Consider the following 16,363-nt stretch of genomic DNA (forward strand, 5'->3'; position numbering starts at 1 on the left):
CACGGCAGTCATGACCAGTATGCAGCCGCTCCCGGAGCGGAGCGAGGAACCCCGGCGTCCCAAGGGAGTGCTCGTCGCCCTTGCTACCGGCTATGCCGGCGGCTACGCCGCGGCGCTCGGCGTCACCGGGACGCCGAGCGACTCAACCACCTCAGCGGCCGTGGCTTCAGTTCAAGGGGTGATCGCCGCCATCTGCTGGATCTTCTGGCAGGAGCGCAGATGATCAACCAGGCTTGATCCGGCGGGGGGTGCTGCCCGTGGGGGCAGCACCCCGCCTGTACGGCGACGGGGGGTCAGGCCGGACGAAGGGTTGTGAGTCCGGCAGCCTGCCCCGTCTCAGTTTCCGTCTCATTCACGGCAGTACGCAGCCGTTCAGTGGAGTCCGCACCCCGGTGCGGACTCCACTGAGTGACCGCCCATGAACGCAGGTGAACGCCCCGAACGTAGCCCAAGAGCCCGCCAACACAGTTGGAAAGCGTGTTGGGGGCAACCCCTCACGAGTTCGAATCTCGTATCCTCCGCCAGTGCCTCACCGGGCACGATGTCGAAGGGCCCCACCGTTCGCGGTGGGGCCCTTCGACGTGCGTGGTGTCAGTCGATCGCCAGGGCGCCGCGGGAGCGGCTGGATGAGGTGATCCGAGCCGGGTCTTGATGGATGACTTCAGTTCCCGGTGGCCGGGGTGTCGGGGCCGGTGGCGCGCGCATAGGTGAGGAAGGCCGCGCCGCTGTCGAGCACGGTGTGGCCGGTGAGCTGCCAGCCGCGCGGGTCGAAGGCGGCCTTGTGGGAGAAGAGCGGGATTCCGGCGCCGGTGGTCAGCGGTGCCACCTTGAGGATGAGCTGGTCGATCTCGCCGTACAGGGAACCGGCCAGTTCCGCGCCGCCCAGCAGCCAGATGTCCTTGCCGTCCTCCTGCTTCAGCTGCCGCACCTTGTCGACAGGGTCGTCGGCGACCAGTTCGACGGCCGGGTCCGGGCTCTCGGTGAGGGTCCGGGAGAAGACCAGGTGACGTAGGTGGGGGTAGGCATCGGCGATGCCGGCCTTGAGACCGATCTCGTAGCTGCGCCGTCCTTCCAGAACGGTGTCGAAGTGCGTGCCTTGCGCGGTGACGGACAGCGCCGCCCGGGCGTGAACAGGCAAGGTCTCCGGGTACTCCGTCACAAGGTGCTGGATGTAGTCCTCAGGGATCGGCCAGAAGCCGTCCGGGCCCGTGGGATCGGCGCCGTCCGGGCCCGCGATGAATCCGTCCAGCGTGGTGGCGATGTAGTACACGAGCTTTCGCATGCGGTGCTCTCTCTTCTCGGGCTGCGCGATGGGCCGGGGATCAGGAGTGGTCCGGTGTGATCCATTCGACGAGCTGGACGATGACCCCGTTGGGGTCGGTGACCTGGAACAGGCGTTCTCCCCATGGCTCTTCGCGCAGCGGCATCGTGATGTCGACGCCTTCGGAACGCAGTCGTTTCTCCTCGGCTTCAAGACCGGTGACGGTGAAGGCGAGGATCAGTCCGCCGGCGTGCCGGTCGCGCTGGTCGGGCGGCAGGACGTCGATGCCCCGCCGGAGCAGGACGATGTCGACGGCGGCATCGTCACGGGTGAGGGAGGCGAATCCTTCGGCCACGGCCTGTTCCCGGTAGCCGAGGTGCTCGGTGAAGAAGCCGCGGGAGGCCGCGATGTCTTCGACCGTGAGGGAGACGGTGGAAGCGGTGATCCTCAAGAAGGGTTCCTTTTCCAGGCTGCGGGGTCGGGACGATGTCCCTTCAGAACTGATCTTACGTCGATTGTAATGTTACCTCCATGCGATCGACGCTGTAAGCATATTTTTACTACGGAGGTAAGATTCGCCTCATGGAGACGACGACGAGCGCCGCAGCGAGTGCCACCACAGCCGGCGTCACCGCCCCCCTGGGTCTGCGGGAGGCGAAGAAGCAGGAGACGCGACAGCTGATCTCCGACCATGCGACACGGCTCTTCATCGAGCAGGGCTTCGAGAACACCACCATCGCCGAGATCGCAGCGGCCTCCCGCGTCGCGAAGAAGACGGTGACCAACTACTTCGCGCGCAAAGAGGACTTGGCCCTCGACCACCAGGACGAGTTCAGCGCCACGCTGGCGCGCGCCGTGACGTCCCGCCGCCCTGGCGAGTCCGCCCTCGCGGCACTTCGCCGTGCTTTCGAGGCCGCCGTCGCGGCCCAGGACCCGGTCGCCGGATTCGCCGGCCCGGACTTCTCCCGCATGATCACCGACAGCCCCACCTTGTCGGCGTGCCTGCGTAACCTGCACGACCAGCGCGAGCAGGTGCTGGCCGAGGCCCTCGCCGAGGCCGTCGGTGCGCAGCCGGACGACATCATCGTGCGCACGGTCGCCGGGCTGCTCGGCGCCACGCACCGCGTGCTGTTCCAACGCATCCAGGACCTGACCCTGGCCGGGCACACCAACGACGAGATCGCCAGGACCATCGCGAAGGAAGCGGCACGCGCCTTCGACGTTCTCGAACCGGCCGTCAGTGACTACGCGATCGCCTGAGGGGTCCTTTCACCATGCTGGGTTGCCGCGGGCGAGGGTCATGCAGTGGGGCCACCGCACCCGACCCGGGCCCGAGCCATGTGGTTGTCCGCGCCGGGCGATTCCTGGACACCGCCAGCCGCACCCCGGGCAGCGCGGGGCGGATCAAGGTGTCGTGCTGGGAATCACGCAGTTCTTCGGCTGGGGTTTGCCCGTCGGCCAGCCCAGACCGACGAACTTCAGGGTGCCCTGGCCTTTTCGGCCCGGGTCGAGTTCGACGATGGCGGCCGGTTTGTCGTAGGCGTTGCCGCCGGTGGTGAGGCAGATCAGGCCGCTGGTGGCCTGGACGCGGTGGCGGGACTGGAGGAGGGACCACTGGCGGCCCACGTCCTCGCGGGTGGGGGCGGTGGTCTCGGGGGCGCCTCGTTGGGCCTGGTGGAGGGCCTTGCCGATGGTGAGGAGGCCGTCGTGGACGAGCATCGTGCGGGAGTCGTCCAGGTTCGGGGTGGAGCCTAGAGCGATGCCTTCGCGCTGGGTGGCCTTGATCTGGTTTCTCAGGGTGTCCAGGGCCGCCTGGGGTTCGGTGAGGTACTGGGGGAGGTCCTGGGCGGACGGCTTCTTGTGGTGGGTCGCCGTGTGGTTCTTCGTCCACTTCGCCAGTTCCGTGGTCCAGGCGTCGGGGTGTGCGGGAGCCGCGTACTGCACCGTCACCTTCGCCCTGCCGTCGTCGCCGCGGAGCCGGTCCCAGTCCTTCTCCGTCATGGCCTGGCGCAGCGAGGCCGCGTCGGAGCCGCTGACGATCGTGTAGTGGCGGTTCTCGCAGCCCACCTGGGCGAGTTTGAGGGCGAAGATGCGCAGGTGGAGCGTGCGGCCCGCGAAGTAGATCGTGTCGGCCTCGGAGTCGCAGATGTTGTTGGCCGTCTGGGTGAACTGGTTGCCGGTCGAGCCCGGCTCGTCGATGGACGGGGACTCGAAGGACATCGCGGCGGGGCCGGCCGGGCCCTTCTCCTTGATCCTGCTGAACGCCCTGGCCAGCGACTCGTTGTAGCCGTCGGGGCGTTTGTCGTAGACCAGGACCGTCCTGAGGTTCCGGCGGCCGCGTTCGCCGTTGAAGTTGGCCAGGGCCTGGGCCGCGTCGTTGTTGGTGGGGAGAATGCGGGCCAGGCCGGGGAACTTCAGGGCGGCCATGCCGTCCGGCCGGTCCTCGTTCGCGATCCTGTCGCCGCTGATTCTGGCCGCGAGGACCGGGATCTTGTTCTCCGTCAGGCGTTTCACCGCCGCCTCGGTGGCGGCGAGGCTCAGGTTGAAGCCGGTGACCGCGCGCAGCCGGTCCTCGGGGGAGGCGGCCATCCGGAGCAGGGTCTCGACGACCTTCGCCTGATGGCCGTAGGCCTGACCGGGGTTGGCCAGGACCAGGCGGATCCTGGGGGGTTCGCCCTCGCCCTCGTTGGCCTGCCGTTGTCCCAGGTAGGCGCCCTGGAGGTCGCTGCGCATCTGCCGGCGCAGGGCCTCGCGGTCCGACTGGAGCGGCAGCATCATCGCCACCGTGACATGCGGCTGGTTCTCGATCCGCTGGTTCTCGCGGGCGATGGCCCGGGCCACGTCGGCGATCTCCGGGGTGCCGAAGTCGTAGCCCTCGCCGTTGACGCCGACGCACTCGCCCTCGATCCGCTCGACGCCGTCGGCGCAGGTGTCCGGCCTTCCGAGGAGGGAGGTGGTGAGGGCCACGCCTGCCACGATCGCCGCTACGAGCAACACCGAGTAGAGGATCTTCCGCCATCTGGGCATGCCGTCATCTCCTTCGCCGGAGCTGTTCGGTGCAGGTGCAGCGCAGCAGGGGCTGTTCGTTCTCCGCCAGGCCGCTCCAGTCCGTCGCCGTCCTGCTGAGCCGGCCCGCGCCCTCGAAGTCCATGATCGAGAGCAGGTCCAGCAGCTTGGCCAGCGTGCGGGCCGTCTCCTTGCCGGTGGGCCTGGTCCGCTCCTCGCACAGCCACACCGCGTGCAGCAGCTGGTCGACGGTCCGGCGCAGCGGCGGGCCGTCCGCCGCGACCAGCCCCTGGGCGCGCTCCCGCCGGGCGTCGGCCCCGCCCGGATAGGGGGCTTGGGCGATCTCCAGAAGATCCGCGCACCATGCGCCGGGGCGGCCGGGGAGTGTGGCGGCGAGGTGGCTGACGACGTCGTCCGCGCCGCCGGACACCAGGTGGTGGTTCATCCGGTGTGCGGTGAGCGAGCGGAAGGCCCCGTCGCCCTGGGTCCCCTGCGCCTCCCCCACCGCGCGTTCCGCGTAGTGGTCGCGCAGCAGATGGTGGTCGGCGTACCAGGCGGCGCCGCCGGGGCGCAGTCCGTAGAGCCGGTGCACCAGCAGCTGGCGGAGGCCGAAGTCGCCGATGAAGTGGCGTTCGCAGGTGGGCCATCCGGTGTCGGTGAGGAGCTGGGACACGTGATGGGCGGTCAGGTGGTGGACGTGGCCCGACTGGTGGTGGCGCAGCAGGACGTCCGCGCACTCCGTGTCGTGGGCCACCGACAGGTGGGAGAGGAGGTCGAGCCACTGGGCCCGGTGCTCGGTGGGGAGCCGTACGGGTAACTGGTCCAGGATCAGTTCGCGGAGCAGGACGTCCGCGACCGGGCGTTCGGGGGTGTCGTCGCCGGGGAGCCGCAGCGGGGCGTCCAGGATGTCGCGGTCGTTGGCGTCCGCCGGCATGCGGAAGGCCGCGGCTGCGGCGGCCAGCCGGATCACCGTGTGCGGGCGGCCGCCGCTCAGCCGGGCCACGGCCGCGTCGATACGGCGGCGGTTCGTGCCGCCCTCCGGCTCGGCGCGCTGCTGTCTTCGTACGGTTTCGCGGCGGAGCTGGTCGCCGGTGAGCAGCGGCATCCGCAGCAGGACCACGCCGTCGGCCAGGGGTGCCCGGTCCGCGGCCCCGTCCGTGCGCCGGGACCAGGCCGGCGGGGCGCCGTCGGCCGGCCGGTACTCCGCCGGGGGCGCCGCCTCCGCGGGCGGCAGGCCGCCGTGCAGGAAGGCGCCGCCGTCCGACCGGCGTGCCGTGCCCACGATCACCACGCGGTCGCGCTGCCCGGCCCGGCGGTCGGTGAGGACGGCGCGCAGCAGCCGCTCGCCCAGGGGCGACTCGGCGTGGTCCAGCAGCATCGCCGGGCGGCCGACCCGGCGGAGCCAGCCGGAGGGCGAGGCGTACGCAGCCTCCAGGTCCTCGCGCAGGGCCCGGAAGAGGAAGCTCTCCGCCACCTCCCGTGCCTCGCCGCCGGCGCGGAAGTCGGCGGCGAGGATGCGCAGCCCGATCCTGGGCTGGCCGGCCGCGCCGGGGTAGGCGCCGTAGAGCCGCTCCAGTTCCGCCCTGCCCCTAGGGCCCAGTCGCTGGAAGAGGGCGTCCAGCAGGGCGTTGCTCACGGCCGCGGAGTACGGGTCGAGCGCCTGCCCGTACAGGGTCATCAGCAGGTTCCGGATGGCGCCGCGCAGCACGCCCCGCCAGAAGTCGCCGGTGCCCAGGCCCCGCAGGCGCTGCTTCTGGGCCAGGCCCTCGTAGCGTTCGGCCTCCGTGGCGACCGCCTCGGGCGTGCCCTCGGTGACGCCGGTCGCGATCATGGCAAGGCCCGGGAAGAGCCGCGGGAAGGCGAACGAGCCGCCCGTGCCCTGCCAGGTGCACAGCCGCCGGGCGACCTCGACCAGGGCCTCGGTCGTGGCCGAGCGGGCGCCGGGCTCCGGGTCCGCGCGGTCCGCGTACACCGGTGAGGCGCAGTCCAGGTGGATCACCGGCGCCTTGGCGGCGAAGCGGTCCCGTACGGCGCGCAGCAGGCGGCCCTTGCCCATGCCCGGGCCGCCGGTGAGCAGGACGACGGGGAGGTCGGGGCCGTAGAGCAGGTCCCGGCCGGTCCCGGACGGCGTCCGTCCGAGCAGCCGCGCGAAGAAGCCCTCCTCGCCGAGGAGTTTCTCGAACCCCAGTTCTTCACACACGGACTCCCCCATGGAGTGCCTGCCCGCCCGGGGGCGGGTGACCCGCGACCGATGTGCCAGAAAGGATTCAGTGGAACACGGAACCTCTGGCCGGACAACGGGGGCTGCACGGGATGGAGTTGGTGAAGGAACCGGCTCTGTCTAGGACACGATCCGCACCTGCTTCGACACCGTCACCTGGTCGACGTCCGACACCCGCACGGTCGTCTTCATCGTCCAGGTCCCGGGGAGGGGCAGGTTGACGGAGTTGGTGCCCCAATAGCCGATGTCGGTGAGTTCGGCGTCGATCGGGCCGACCTTCCGGGAGGGCAGGGTGAAGGTGATGCGGACCTCGGGGACGGTGATCGGGCCCCCGTCGGAGCCGTGGACCACGGCCTGGATGCCGTTCTCGCCGACACGCCCGGGGTCCACGGTGACCTGAACCGTGCCCCGACCGGTCAGGGAGTCCAGGCCCGTGTCGAAGGGCACCGTGACCAGGGTCGTGGGCGGCAGCGCGCCCGCCGGGGCCTGTTGCGCGGCCTCGGCCTGGGCGCGGCCCGGCAGCGTGGTGGTGAGCAGGGTCGTGATCAGCAGCACCACGGCGGCGACGGCGACCTCGATGAGGACGGAGCGGCGCAGACCCCGCCGTACGTCCCTGTCCCCGTTCTCGTCCCCGTCCCCCGGCTCGGGGGACGGCGCCTCAGGCTGCTCCGGCTCCCCGGCGTCCGGCGTCTCGGGCTTTCCGGTCGCCTCCGGCGGCGGGGCGCCGACCGGCTGCGCGACCCGTTCGCGCACGGCCACCGCCGGGGCGGTCGCCGGCGCGGTCGCCGGGGCCGCGATACGAGCCGTCCAGCGGCGCGAGTACCCGGCCGCCAGTACCAGCGCGGTCACCGCGACCAGTTTCGCGAGCAGCAGCCGGCCGTACGACGTGCCGGTCAGCGCGGAGACGGAGCCGAGGCCGCGCCAGGACTGGTACACGCCGGTGACGACGAGGACCGTCACCGAGGCGAAGGCGATACGGGAGAAGCGGGGCACGACCTCCGTCAGGTCCTCGCCGGACGAGCGGCGCAGGGTCAGGAGCAGGGCCACGAGGCCGCCCAGCCAGACTCCGGTCGCCAGCAGGTGCAGCACGGACGACGTCATCGCCAGCGGCACCTGGATCCCGGCGGAGGCGTGCTCGGCCGCCGCCCAGGTCAGGGCCAGTCCGACGGCCAGGGTCGTGCCCGCAGCCAGCGCTACGGGCTGCCGGCGGTCATGGCTGTCCCGGCTGTCCGGACGCCTGGAGAGCCACACCAGGAAGACGGCGGTCAGCAGGAGAACGGCCAGCCTGGCGAGCAGGGCCAGGCCCGGGCGGCTGGTCAGGGTACGGGCGAGGACGGAGGCGTCGAACGCCGCCGCCGGGCCCGAGCCCGCCTCGTACGGGGCGCGCAGCAGGAGCAGGGCGACCGTCGAGCCCAGCAGCGTCCACCAGGCCGTCACCAGCGGCCCCCGCAGCGGGGACCTGTTCGCGGGACGGCACAGCAGTGCGAACGCCGCCGCGCCGACGAGCAGCGCGGCGGCGAGGTAGGCGAGGTAGCGGGCGGCGTCGTAGAGGCCGCCGGTCAGCGGGTCCTCGTCCGGGCCGGTGTCGATCTGCGTGGCCGTGGCGGACCGTTTGCCGACGGAGAAGGTGAAGGCGCCGGAGACCGGGTGGCTGTCGGCGGAGACCACCCGCCAGGCCACCGTGTAGGTGCCCTGGGCGAGCTTCCCGGGCAGGCCGACCCGGGCCGTTTCGGAGCGGCCGTCCGCGTGCGCGGCCTCGCCGGTGTGGACGCGGCGCTGGTCGGGGCCGAAGACCCGGAAGGAGTCGTCGAGCAGGCCTACGGATTCGGTGAAGGTCAGGGTGACACTGCGGGGGGCTTGCTTGACGACGGATCCATCGTCAGGGGTGGTGGTGCGGAGGGCTGCGTGGGCCGAGGCGGGGGCTCCGCTGCAGAGGAGCAGGACCAGCACGGTGCAGAGCAGCACCAGGGCTTGGATCCGCCGAGGGTGTCCGACATCGCGCTCCTCGTTCCGCCGTGGGTCCACGTGGTTCTCCGGGGTCGGGCAATACCGCTTCCGGCTATGTACGGATGGGAAGCGTGTAACGCTCACCGGGTGTGTGGCTGTGTTGTGTGGCGGCTGCGGGTGCGTTGTGGCTGGTCGCGCGGTTCCCCGCGCCCCTAGATACGTGACAGCCCTGCGATCCTGTGCGCCTCTGTCGGGTAGCGCGCCGTCAGCTCCTCCTCATCCCCGTGTTCGTAGCCCTCGAACGTGAAGCCGGGCGCCATCGTGCAGCCGAACAAGGTCCACTGCCCGCGGGTCCTCCCGCCCATCCACGTACCTGCCGGGACGGTGAACTGGACGTGCTGGCCACCCAGGACATCCGGCCCGAGCACCACCATCCGCGTGCTGCCGTCCGGGGCGAGCAGGAGGAGCTCCAGGGGATCGCCGAGGTAGAAGTGCCAGACCTCGTCGGTCGGGAGGCGGTGGAGGGCGGAGAAGGCGGCCGCTGTCAGGAGCGCGACGATCGCCGTGCCCTCGGGGCGGCCGTCGGGGCGTTCGGGGCCGGCCCAGGTCTGGCGGAACAGGCCGCCTTCGCGGGGGATCGGTTCCAGGCCGTAGTGCGCGATGAGGTCCTCGGGCGTCACGCGGGGAAGAGTACTTCCCGGTCGAGGAAGGCGAGCTGTGCCTTCTTCTCCGGGAGGTACACGTCGGGGAGGTCGATCTCGGGCAGGACGACGACCGGCCCCGCCGTGAAGCCCAGTTCGAGGAAGCGGGCGACGGCCTTCTCGTTGCGCACGTCCGGGTCGACCACGACCCGTCGTCGGTCCAGGCCCAGCAGGACGTATCCGGCGATGGACGCCACCAGGCGGGCCGTCCAGCCGGAGCGTGTGCCGCCCGGGCCGGCCGGGGCGAGGAGCAGGTGGACGCCGATGTCACCGGGGCGGACGTCGTAGCACTCGCTGACGCGGTCGGCCTCGGGCTCGTAGGTCTGGAGGAGGGCGACCGGCTCGCCGTCCCGGACGACGAGGTAGGCGTGGTGGGTGGTGAGGGTGTCCAGGTGGGCGTAGGTCTCGGCCACCTGCCGCTCGGTGAGGTCGTTCATGCCCCAGAAGGCGGCCCGGTCCTCGTGCACCCAGCGGTGGATCACGGCGGCGTCGGATTCCGGGTCCAGTCGCAGGACGCGGACGGTGCCGAAGCCGTCGGCCGTCTGCTCGTGGACGGCCGTGCGGGAGGCGTACGGGGCGTACGGGTCAGACATCGGTTTCCTTCTTCAGCAGGGTCCAGTCGGTGACGACCGGGACGAGGTCTCCGGCGAGCCACAGGGAGAGCTGGTCGCGGTGGTGGGGCGAGCCGGGGACGCCCGAGGCGCCGAGCGGGACCACCCAGCGGCTGTCGTCGCGCCGGGCCAGGTCCCAGATGTAGCGGGCCGCCGGGCCCCGGGCGGCGCGGTCGGTGAGGCCGGGTACGCCCGAGGTGCACAGCACGCAGTCGTGGTCGCCGGACAGCGCCGGTTCGTCGTACGGCGTCCCGGGCCGCAGCGGTCGCCAGGGGGTGAGCCGGTGGGTGTCGCCCCAGACACCGGCCGGGGGCCGCTCGGCGACCTCCTCGACCGCCGCGCGGACGGCCGCAGGGCGGTCGATTCCGTACAGGTCCTCGGCCCGCAGCAGGTGTTCGAGGGCGAAGCCGACGCGCGGGATCAGGGCCAGCCAGGGCTGGAACACCGCCGGGTACGCCGGTGCTACGGCCAGCGCGGCGAAGGCCGGGTGCGCCGCCAGCTGTCGTACGACCGCTCCGCGCACCGCCGCGTAGCGGGCCGCGTCGGCGCTGCCGGCGTCCATGCGGCGGTCCCAGGCGAGGAGCCGGTCGCGGAGGGCGGCGGCCTCGGGGGTGAGGCCGTCGAGGGCCTGGAGGTGATCCAGCAGGGGGCCCGCCGAGGCGAGGTGGGTGTCCGTGTGGATCGCGGGCATGTCGGCGGCGGACCAGCGCTCCTTGCGGGAGAGCAGCTCGGCGATGCGGCCGGCGCGGTGCGGCGGGGCGAACTCGACGCCGAGGGGTTCGGCCGGGCCGCGCTGGTTGGCCATGACGGCGACACCGTCGGTGAGCCCGGCGCGGGGCGTCTCCTGCCGGCCGTGCCACTCGTGGCCGGGTTCCCAGGCGGGCACCAGGCGCATGCGGTTGGACTCGGCGCGCAGCGGCACCCACCCGGCCACGCGGTGCAGGACACCGCCCTTGGTGTCGGCGGCCTGGACGACATTGACCGGCTCGGCCCACCGGTCGAAGGCCTGGTCGATGTCGGCGATGCGGCGGGCCCGCAGCAGCGGCAGCAGAGCGCCGAAGCCGAGGTCGCCGGTGACGCGGGGCGGGTAGCGCAGGCTGATCGCCACCGGCACGCCCAAGGGGTCCGCCGGGTCGCCGTCGAGTCCCTCGGGGCCGCCGATGACCACCGGGCCGCGGTCGGTCTCGATCACCTCGACCTCGACCGGCTCCTCGCCCGCCACCTCGACGGTCTCCGTGTGCCGGGCCGCCCGGTGCCAGACCCCGTCCGGGCCGAGGGCCTCCACTCCGGCCCCGGTGCGCCGCAGCCGCTCCCGGTAGAGGTCCTGGTAGTCGGACATGGCGTTGGTGATCGCCCAGGCGACGGAGCCGGTGTGCCCGAAGTGGGCGATGCCGGGGACACCGGGGACGGCGAGACCCACGACGTCGAACTCGGGGCAGGACAGGTGGATCTGCTGGTAGACGCCCGGGTCCTCGATCCAGCGGTGGGGGTCGCCGGCGATGACCGCCTGCCCGGTGACGGTCCGCTCCCCGCTCACCAGCCAGCCGTTGGAGCCCGAGGTGCCGGGGCCGTCGGTGGCGAACAGGCCGATGGCGTCTTCGTCCAGGTGGGCGAGGGCCTGCTCGCGCCAGAGCTTGGCCGGGAACCCGGCGAAGAGGATGTGGGTGGCGAGCCAGACGCCGAGCGGGGTCCAGGGGTGCCAGGGGCCGGGGGTGAGGCCGGTGCGGGCGAACTCGGGGGCGGACCCGGCTCCCTCCGCCAGCCCCGCGTTGACCCCGTCGACGTACGCCCGCACCCACCGGGCCGTCTCCGGGTCCTGTCTCTCCAACTCCTCGAAGCAGCGTCTGGCCGTGTCGTCGAGTCCGGCCCGTCTGGCGAACCGGTCCCAGGCCAGGGCGCTCTCGCCGAGGAAGGACGCCGAGGTGCCCTGGGCCCGGTGCCGCTCGACCTCCAGCTGCCAGGCCCGGTCGCGGGCGGTGACGCGGCCCTGCGCGTGGGCGAGTTCGGCCGCGCTGCCGGCGCGCAGATGCGGAATGCCCCAGGCGTCACGGTAGATCTCGGTGGCCACGCTGCGCTCCCTTTGTTCTTTAGGTTAGGCTTGCCTAAGTTGATCGTGGCGGAATAGTACGTGAAGGGTGAAGAAGCGATGGGGCAGGGGCGGGGTTGGGAAGGCGCGGTCCTCAAGCTGCTGCGCGCGAAGGATTTCGTGTTCACCGTGACCGGCGCGCGGGACGTCACCCCGGACTACCGGCGGCTCTCCTTCACCGACGGCGGCCTGCTGGCGGCGACCGGCGTCCATCCGACCATGTGGGCCCGGCTGTGGTTCGACAACGCGGGCAAGCCCCACCAGCGGGCCTACACCCTGGTCGACCCGGACCCGGAGACCGGCACCTTCAGCCTGGAGTTCGCCCTGCACGAGGGGTGCGCCAGCGACTGGGCCAGGACGGCCGAGCCGGGCGACACCGTCGAGGCGACCGTCCAGGGCACCGGCTTCGAGCACCCGAGCCCCGCGCCCTCGCACGTCTTCGCCGTCGGCGACCCCGCCTCGCTGCCGGCCATCAACTCCCTGCTGGACGCCCTGGGTTCCGCCCCGGCCACCGTCTGGTTCGAGGGCGGCGGCGAGGACCTGCCGTTCCGCACCGACCCGGCCCGGCACGAGCTGCGCCATGTGCCGCGCCAGGACTCCGGCGCCCACCTGGTCGACCAGGTGAAGGCGGACCTGCCCGGGCTGCTCCAGGGCGCCTTGGACCCGTACGTCTGGATCGCCTGCGACACGGCGACGACCCGGACCCTGGCGGCGTACGTACGCAAGGAACTGGGCCTGCCCAAGCAGCGGGTGCACGCGCTGGGGTACTGGCGCGCGTCCTAGAGGGCTGCGGACGCGGCCTGGCCCGGACCGGGGGATGATCGGGGCATGGACGTCACCCTTCACCTCGCCCAGGACCCCGAGGCCGACGCACTGCTCGGCCGCAGTCCGCTCGCCGCACTGGTCGGGATGCTGCTGGACCAGCAAGTTCCGATGGAGTGGGCGTTCAAGGGTCCGGCGACGATCGCCCAGCGGCTCGGCACGGACGACCTGGACGCTCACGAGATCGCCGCGCACGAACCCGAGGCCTTCGCCGCGCTGCTCTCGCAGAAGCCGGCCGTGCACCGCTACCCGGGCTCCATGGCCAAGCGGATCCAGCAGCTCTGCCAGTACCTCGTCGAGCACTACGACGGTGACGCCGAGGCCGTCTGGAAGGACGTCGGCACCGGCAAGGAACTGCTGAAGCGGCTGGCCGGGCTGCCGGGCTTCGGCAAGCAGAAGGCCCAGATCTTCCTCGCCCTGCTCGGCAAGCAGCTCGGGGTGCGGCCGGACGGATGGCGGGAGGCCGCGGGCGCGTACGGCGAGCCGCAGTCCTTCCGTTCCGTCGCCGACATCACCGGCCCCGAGTCGCTGGTCAAGGTACGGGCGCACAAGCAGGAGATGAAGGCGGCGGCCAAGGCGGCGAAGGCCGCCGGCCAGTAGCAGCCCACCGGCCAAGCAGACGTCAGCCTCTCGGGCCGTCCTGGGTGGCGGACGCCAGTCTCCAGGGCCGTCCTGGGTGACCAGCCTCCAGGGCCGCCCTGGCAGGCAGACGTCAGCCTCCCGGCCCGCCCCGGGTGACAGGCGTCAGGCCCCGGCCCACCCCAGGTGACAGGCGTCAGGCCCCGGCCCACCCCAACACCCAGGCCTCAACCTCCCGGCCGTCCCGACAGGCAGGCACGCAGGCGTTAGCCTCCCGGGCCCGCCCCAACACCCAGGCCTCAACCTCCCGGCCCGCCCCGACAGGCAGGCAGGCAGGCAGGCGTCAGCCTCCTGGCCCGTCCCGGGTGGCGGGTCGCTCCGGGCCGGTCCGAGCATGGATCATGCCTCACGGTCACACCCCACCCGCGACGGGGAACGACCTCCCGTGACCCCCGCCGCACCGCAGCCGGTCCCCCGCGGCACCCGCCGGAAGGCGTGGCCGCGGGTGCTCGTCCTGCTGCTCGCCCTGCTCCTGCCGGGCGCGCACGCCGAGGCGTACACGGGGCCGACGGCCACCGTCTCCGGGGAGAGCACGGCCGTCGAGTGCGACGTCCTCGACACCGCCCTGCGCCCGTCGGCCCGGGCCGCCCGGCGCACCGCCGTCCCGCTGCGCCCCGCCCCGCTCCCGGCCCCCGGGCCCGCGTACACCGCACCGCGCCCCGTGCCCGTACCGCCGGGCCCGCCGCACGACCCTCGCCCCCTCCGCTCCGAGGTCCTGCGCTGCTGACCGGACCGGCCACCGGTCCCTCAGCCCCGCACGGAACAGGAACGACGAGGAACGACGAGGAACAGCCATGCTTCAAGACCCGTACGCGGTCCTGCGCGCCCTGCTGCGCGCGGAGGCCGTCCGCAACGCCCCCAAGCCCGATTCCAAGCCGGACAGGCAGAAGCCGCAGCAGCCCTCGAAGGAACGAGAACGCGGCTGATCCACGCGCGGCGGCGGAGGCGGCACAGAGAAGAACTAGCGCCTCCGCCGCCCCGAACGCCGAGCCGTCCCGAACAGCGACCGCGTGATCTCCCGCCCGATCTGCGTCCCCACGGACCGGGCCAGGGACTTGAACACCCCGCTGCCGACCACCTGCTCCACGGCGGACGGCCGTTCCTCCTCCACCGGGGTGGCCGCGTCCCGCATCTCGTCCGGCCCCTTCGCCCCCCGACCGCGCCGGTCATCCTGGCCGCCCCGGTCGTCCGTCAGCCGCTCGTACGCCGACTCCCGGTCCACGGCCCGGGCGTACCGCTCGTACAGCGGCGACTCCTCGACCGCCCGGTCCAGGGCCTCCTGCCCGACCGGACCCATCAGGGACTCGGGCGCGCGCAGCCGGGTCGCGGCGACGGGCGTCGGGGCGCCCTTCTCGCTCAGCACCGTCACCACCGCCTCGCCCGTCCCCAGGTTGGTCAGCACCTCTTCGAGGTCGTAGGGCGACTTCGGGAACGTCTTCACCGTGGCGTTCAGGGCCTTCTGGTCGTCGGGGGTGAAGGCGCGCAAGGCGTGCTGGACCCGGTTGCCGAGCTGGGCGAGGACATCGGCGGGTACGTCCTTCGGGGTCTGCGTCACGAAGAAGACGCCGACCCCTTTCGAGCGAATCAGGCGCACGGTCTGCGTGATCGACTCCAGGAACGTCTCGGAGGCGTCGTCGAAGAGCAGATGCGCCTCGTCGAGGAAGAAGACCAGCCGGGGCTTGTCGACGTCGCCCAGCTCGGGCAGGTCGTGGAAGAGGTCGGCGAGCAGCCACATCAGGAAGGTCGAGAACAGCTGCGGCCGGTCCTGTACGGCGTTCAGCTCCAGGACGGAGACGATGCCGCGTCCGTCCTCACCCGTCCGGAGCAACTCGGCGGTGTCGAACTCCGGCTCCCCGAAGAAGCCGGACGCGCCCTGCGCCTCGAAGGCCGTCAGGGACCGCAGGATCACCCCGGCCGTGGCGGCGGACAGACCGCCGATCGTCTTCAGCTCCTGCCGGCCCTCGTCCGAGGTCAGGAAGGTCACGACCGCCCTGAGGTCCTTGAGGTCGATCAGCTCCAGGCCCTTGCTGTCGGCGTAGTGGAAGATCAGGGCGAGGGACTGCTCCTGGGTCCGGTTCAGCCGCAGCACCTTGGACAGCAGCACCGGGCCGAAGCCGGTGACCGTGGCCCGGACGGGGATGCCGCGGCCGATGCCGCCGAGGGCGTAGTACTCGGCCGGGAACCCCGTCGCCGTCCACTGCTGGTGGACGTCCTTGGCCCGGCCCTCGACCCGGGCGTCCGGGCGGCCCGGCGCCGCGATCCCGGAGAGGTCGCCCTTGATGTCGGCGAGGAAGACGGGCACGCCCTGGGCGGACAGCTGCTCGGCGAACAGCTGGAGCGTCTTGGTCTTGCCGGTGCCGGTGGCACCCGCGATCAGGCCATGGCGGTTGAGCATCGCCAGCGGCACCCGGATCCGCGCGTCCGGCAGGCACCGCCCGTCCCACAGCAGGGCGCCCAGATGCAGGGCGGGTCCGGGGAAGGCGTAGCCGGAGGCGATCTTCAGGGCCTCCTGGGGGAGGGCGGCGGCGCGCTCCGACACTTCCGGAGCCGGGGCCGACGGCATGGTCTCGCGGTCCGGCATATTCACGCCCCTGTTCCCGGTTCGTACCGCCTTGTGGGGTTTTTTTCAGCGTCGCACTACGGCGCCATGGCTGCGCCCGGAACGTCTTGCCCGGTAGGCTTTCCGTGTGATCTTCAAGCGCATCGGAAACGGCCGGCCGTACCCCGACCACGGCCGGGAAAGCACCCGGCAGTGGGCGGACGTCGCGCCGCGCCCGGTCCGCCTCGATCAGCTCGTGACGACCAAGGGGCAGCTGGACCTGGAGACCCTCCTCGCCGAGGACTCGACGTTCTACGGCGACCTCTTCGCGCACGTCGTGAAGTGGCAGGGCGATCTGTACCTGGAGGACGGCCTGCACCGCGCGGTGCGGGCGGCGCTCCAGCAGCGCCAGGTGCTGCACGCGCGCGTGCTCGAACTCGACTGACTCCCCACCGGTAACGGGTTGGCCCTTTCGGGTTCGTCTGGTTCGTCTGGGCGATGTCGAATGATCATCTAGTAGGCATCGTCGC

The 16,363-nt window shown here is 72.1% G+C and carries 16 protein-coding genes; 7 read left to right on the forward strand and 9 right to left on the reverse strand.

From position 1 onward, the window contains the following. The first annotated feature begins 10 nt into the window (after positions 1-10). A complete protein-coding gene (locus ACZ58V_RS23075) occupies positions 11-223 on the forward strand; it encodes a hypothetical protein (protein ID WP_471291917.1) in 213 nt (70 codons plus the stop codon). Positions 224-661: 438 nt separating this feature from the next. Here ACZ58V_RS23075 and ACZ58V_RS23080 read toward each other — a convergent pair whose 3' ends face one another. Then, on the reverse strand, positions 662-1,282 hold the full coding sequence (locus tag ACZ58V_RS23080; protein ID WP_468196743.1) for a dihydrofolate reductase family protein: 621 nt from the start codon (positions 1,280-1,282) through the stop codon (positions 662-664). A 40-nt stretch (positions 1,283-1,322) separates the two neighbouring features. Beyond that, positions 1,323-1,712 carry a VOC family protein gene (locus ACZ58V_RS23085; protein ID WP_468196746.1) on the reverse strand — a complete coding sequence of 130 codons (390 nt, stop codon included), beginning with the start codon at positions 1,710-1,712 and terminating at the stop codon, positions 1,323-1,325. A gap of 131 nt (positions 1,713-1,843) precedes the next feature. On the opposite strand from ACZ58V_RS23085, the gene ACZ58V_RS23090 reads away from it, so the two are divergent. After that, on the forward strand, positions 1,844-2,521 hold the full coding sequence (locus ACZ58V_RS23090; protein WP_468196748.1) for a TetR/AcrR family transcriptional regulator: 678 nt from the start codon (positions 1,844-1,846) through the stop codon (positions 2,519-2,521). 144 nt (positions 2,522-2,665) lie between these two features. On the opposite strand, the gene ACZ58V_RS23095 is transcribed toward ACZ58V_RS23090, so the two are convergent. From ACZ58V_RS23095 to ACZ58V_RS23120, 6 genes are all read right to left on the reverse strand, one after another. Next, positions 2,666-4,288 carry a type 1 periplasmic-binding domain-containing protein gene (locus ACZ58V_RS23095; RefSeq protein ID WP_471291921.1) on the reverse strand — a complete coding sequence of 541 codons (1,623 nt, stop codon included), beginning with the start codon at positions 4,286-4,288 and terminating at the stop codon, positions 2,666-2,668. Between the two features lie 4 nt (positions 4,289-4,292). Beyond that, the gene (locus tag ACZ58V_RS23100) at positions 4,293-6,467 is read right to left on the reverse strand and encodes a hypothetical protein (protein ID WP_471291923.1); all 2,175 of its coding nucleotides are present in this window, start codon (positions 6,465-6,467) and stop codon (positions 4,293-4,295) included. 141 nt (positions 6,468-6,608) lie between these two features. Continuing rightward, positions 6,609-8,453 (reverse strand): copper resistance CopC/CopD family protein, encoded by a 1,845-nt coding sequence (locus ACZ58V_RS23105; RefSeq protein ID WP_471292677.1) that lies wholly within the window; start codon positions 8,451-8,453, stop codon positions 6,609-6,611. A 194-nt stretch (positions 8,454-8,647) separates the two neighbouring features. Beyond that, positions 8,648-9,115, reverse strand: a complete 468-nt coding sequence (locus tag ACZ58V_RS23110; RefSeq protein WP_471291926.1) for a cupin domain-containing protein — start codon at positions 9,113-9,115, stop codon at positions 8,648-8,650. Continuing rightward, the gene (locus tag ACZ58V_RS23115) at positions 9,112-9,729 is read right to left on the reverse strand and encodes a GNAT family N-acetyltransferase (RefSeq protein WP_471291929.1); all 618 of its coding nucleotides are present in this window, start codon (positions 9,727-9,729) and stop codon (positions 9,112-9,114) included. Before ACZ58V_RS23115 ends, ACZ58V_RS23110 begins: the two co-directional genes overlap by 4 nt. Next, entirely contained in the window at positions 9,722-11,815 is a 2,094-nt protein-coding gene (locus ACZ58V_RS23120; protein WP_471291932.1) for a penicillin acylase family protein, read from the reverse strand. Before ACZ58V_RS23120 ends, ACZ58V_RS23115 begins: the two co-directional genes overlap by 8 nt. 78 nt (positions 11,816-11,893) lie before the next feature. On the opposite strand from ACZ58V_RS23120, the gene ACZ58V_RS23125 reads away from it, so the two are divergent. The 4 genes from ACZ58V_RS23125 (at position 11,894) to ACZ58V_RS23140 (ending at position 14,220) form a co-directional block, all read left to right on the forward strand. Continuing rightward, positions 11,894-12,616: a siderophore-interacting protein gene (locus tag ACZ58V_RS23125; protein ID WP_471292679.1), complete on the forward strand. Its 723-nt coding sequence runs from the start codon at positions 11,894-11,896 to the stop codon at positions 12,614-12,616. Between the two features lie 45 nt (positions 12,617-12,661). Then, the gene (locus tag ACZ58V_RS23130) at positions 12,662-13,255 is read left to right on the forward strand and encodes an HhH-GPD-type base excision DNA repair protein (protein WP_468196765.1); all 594 of its coding nucleotides are present in this window, start codon (positions 12,662-12,664) and stop codon (positions 13,253-13,255) included. Between the two features lie 424 nt (positions 13,256-13,679). Further along, positions 13,680-14,021 carry a hypothetical protein gene (locus ACZ58V_RS23135; protein WP_471291935.1) on the forward strand — a complete coding sequence of 114 codons (342 nt, stop codon included), beginning with the start codon at positions 13,680-13,682 and terminating at the stop codon, positions 14,019-14,021. Positions 14,022-14,088: 67 nt separating this feature from the next. After that, on the forward strand, positions 14,089-14,220 hold the full coding sequence (locus ACZ58V_RS23140; protein WP_468196769.1) for a hypothetical protein: 132 nt from the start codon (positions 14,089-14,091) through the stop codon (positions 14,218-14,220). A gap of 35 nt (positions 14,221-14,255) precedes the next feature. Here the strand turns inward: ACZ58V_RS23140 and ACZ58V_RS23145 are convergent, their stop codons facing one another. Further along, a complete protein-coding gene (locus tag ACZ58V_RS23145; protein WP_468196771.1) occupies positions 14,256-15,875 on the reverse strand; it encodes a helicase HerA-like domain-containing protein in 1,620 nt (539 codons plus the stop codon). 106 nt (positions 15,876-15,981) lie between these two features. Between ACZ58V_RS23145 and ACZ58V_RS23150 the strand changes: the two genes are divergently transcribed. Beyond that, on the forward strand, positions 15,982-16,278 hold the full coding sequence (locus ACZ58V_RS23150) for a type II toxin-antitoxin system VapB family antitoxin (protein WP_003999914.1): 297 nt from the start codon (positions 15,982-15,984) through the stop codon (positions 16,276-16,278). Positions 16,279-16,363: the final 85 nt, after the last annotated feature.

The organism is Streptomyces sp. NPDC040589 (genome assembly GCF_055594445.1).

Excerpts from the sequence above, each read along its gene's own strand:
- ACZ58V_RS23115 (WP_471291929.1), bottom strand. The coding sequence starts at position 9,729 with ATGTCTGACCCGTACGCCCCGTACGCCTCCCGCACGGCCGTCCACGAG.
- ACZ58V_RS23130 (WP_468196765.1), top strand. The coding sequence starts at position 12,662 with ATGGACGTCACCCTTCACCTCGCCCAGGACCCCGAGGCCGACGCACTG.
- ACZ58V_RS23080 (WP_468196743.1), bottom strand. The coding sequence starts at position 1,282 with ATGCGAAAGCTCGTGTACTACATCGCCACCACGCTGGACGGATTCATC.
- ACZ58V_RS23125 (WP_471292679.1), top strand. The coding sequence starts at position 11,894 with ATGGGGCAGGGGCGGGGTTGGGAAGGCGCGGTCCTCAAGCTGCTGCGC.
- ACZ58V_RS23145 (WP_468196771.1), bottom strand. The coding sequence starts at position 15,875 with ATGCCGGACCGCGAGACCATGCCGTCGGCCCCGGCTCCGGAAGTGTCG.
- ACZ58V_RS23140 (WP_468196769.1), top strand. The coding sequence starts at position 14,089 with ATGCTTCAAGACCCGTACGCGGTCCTGCGCGCCCTGCTGCGCGCGGAG.
- ACZ58V_RS23095 (WP_471291921.1), bottom strand. The coding sequence starts at position 4,288 with ATGCCCAGATGGCGGAAGATCCTCTACTCGGTGTTGCTCGTAGCGGCG.
- ACZ58V_RS23090 (WP_468196748.1), top strand. The coding sequence starts at position 1,844 with ATGGAGACGACGACGAGCGCCGCAGCGAGTGCCACCACAGCCGGCGTC.
- ACZ58V_RS23075 (WP_471291917.1), top strand. The coding sequence starts at position 11 with ATGACCAGTATGCAGCCGCTCCCGGAGCGGAGCGAGGAACCCCGGCGT.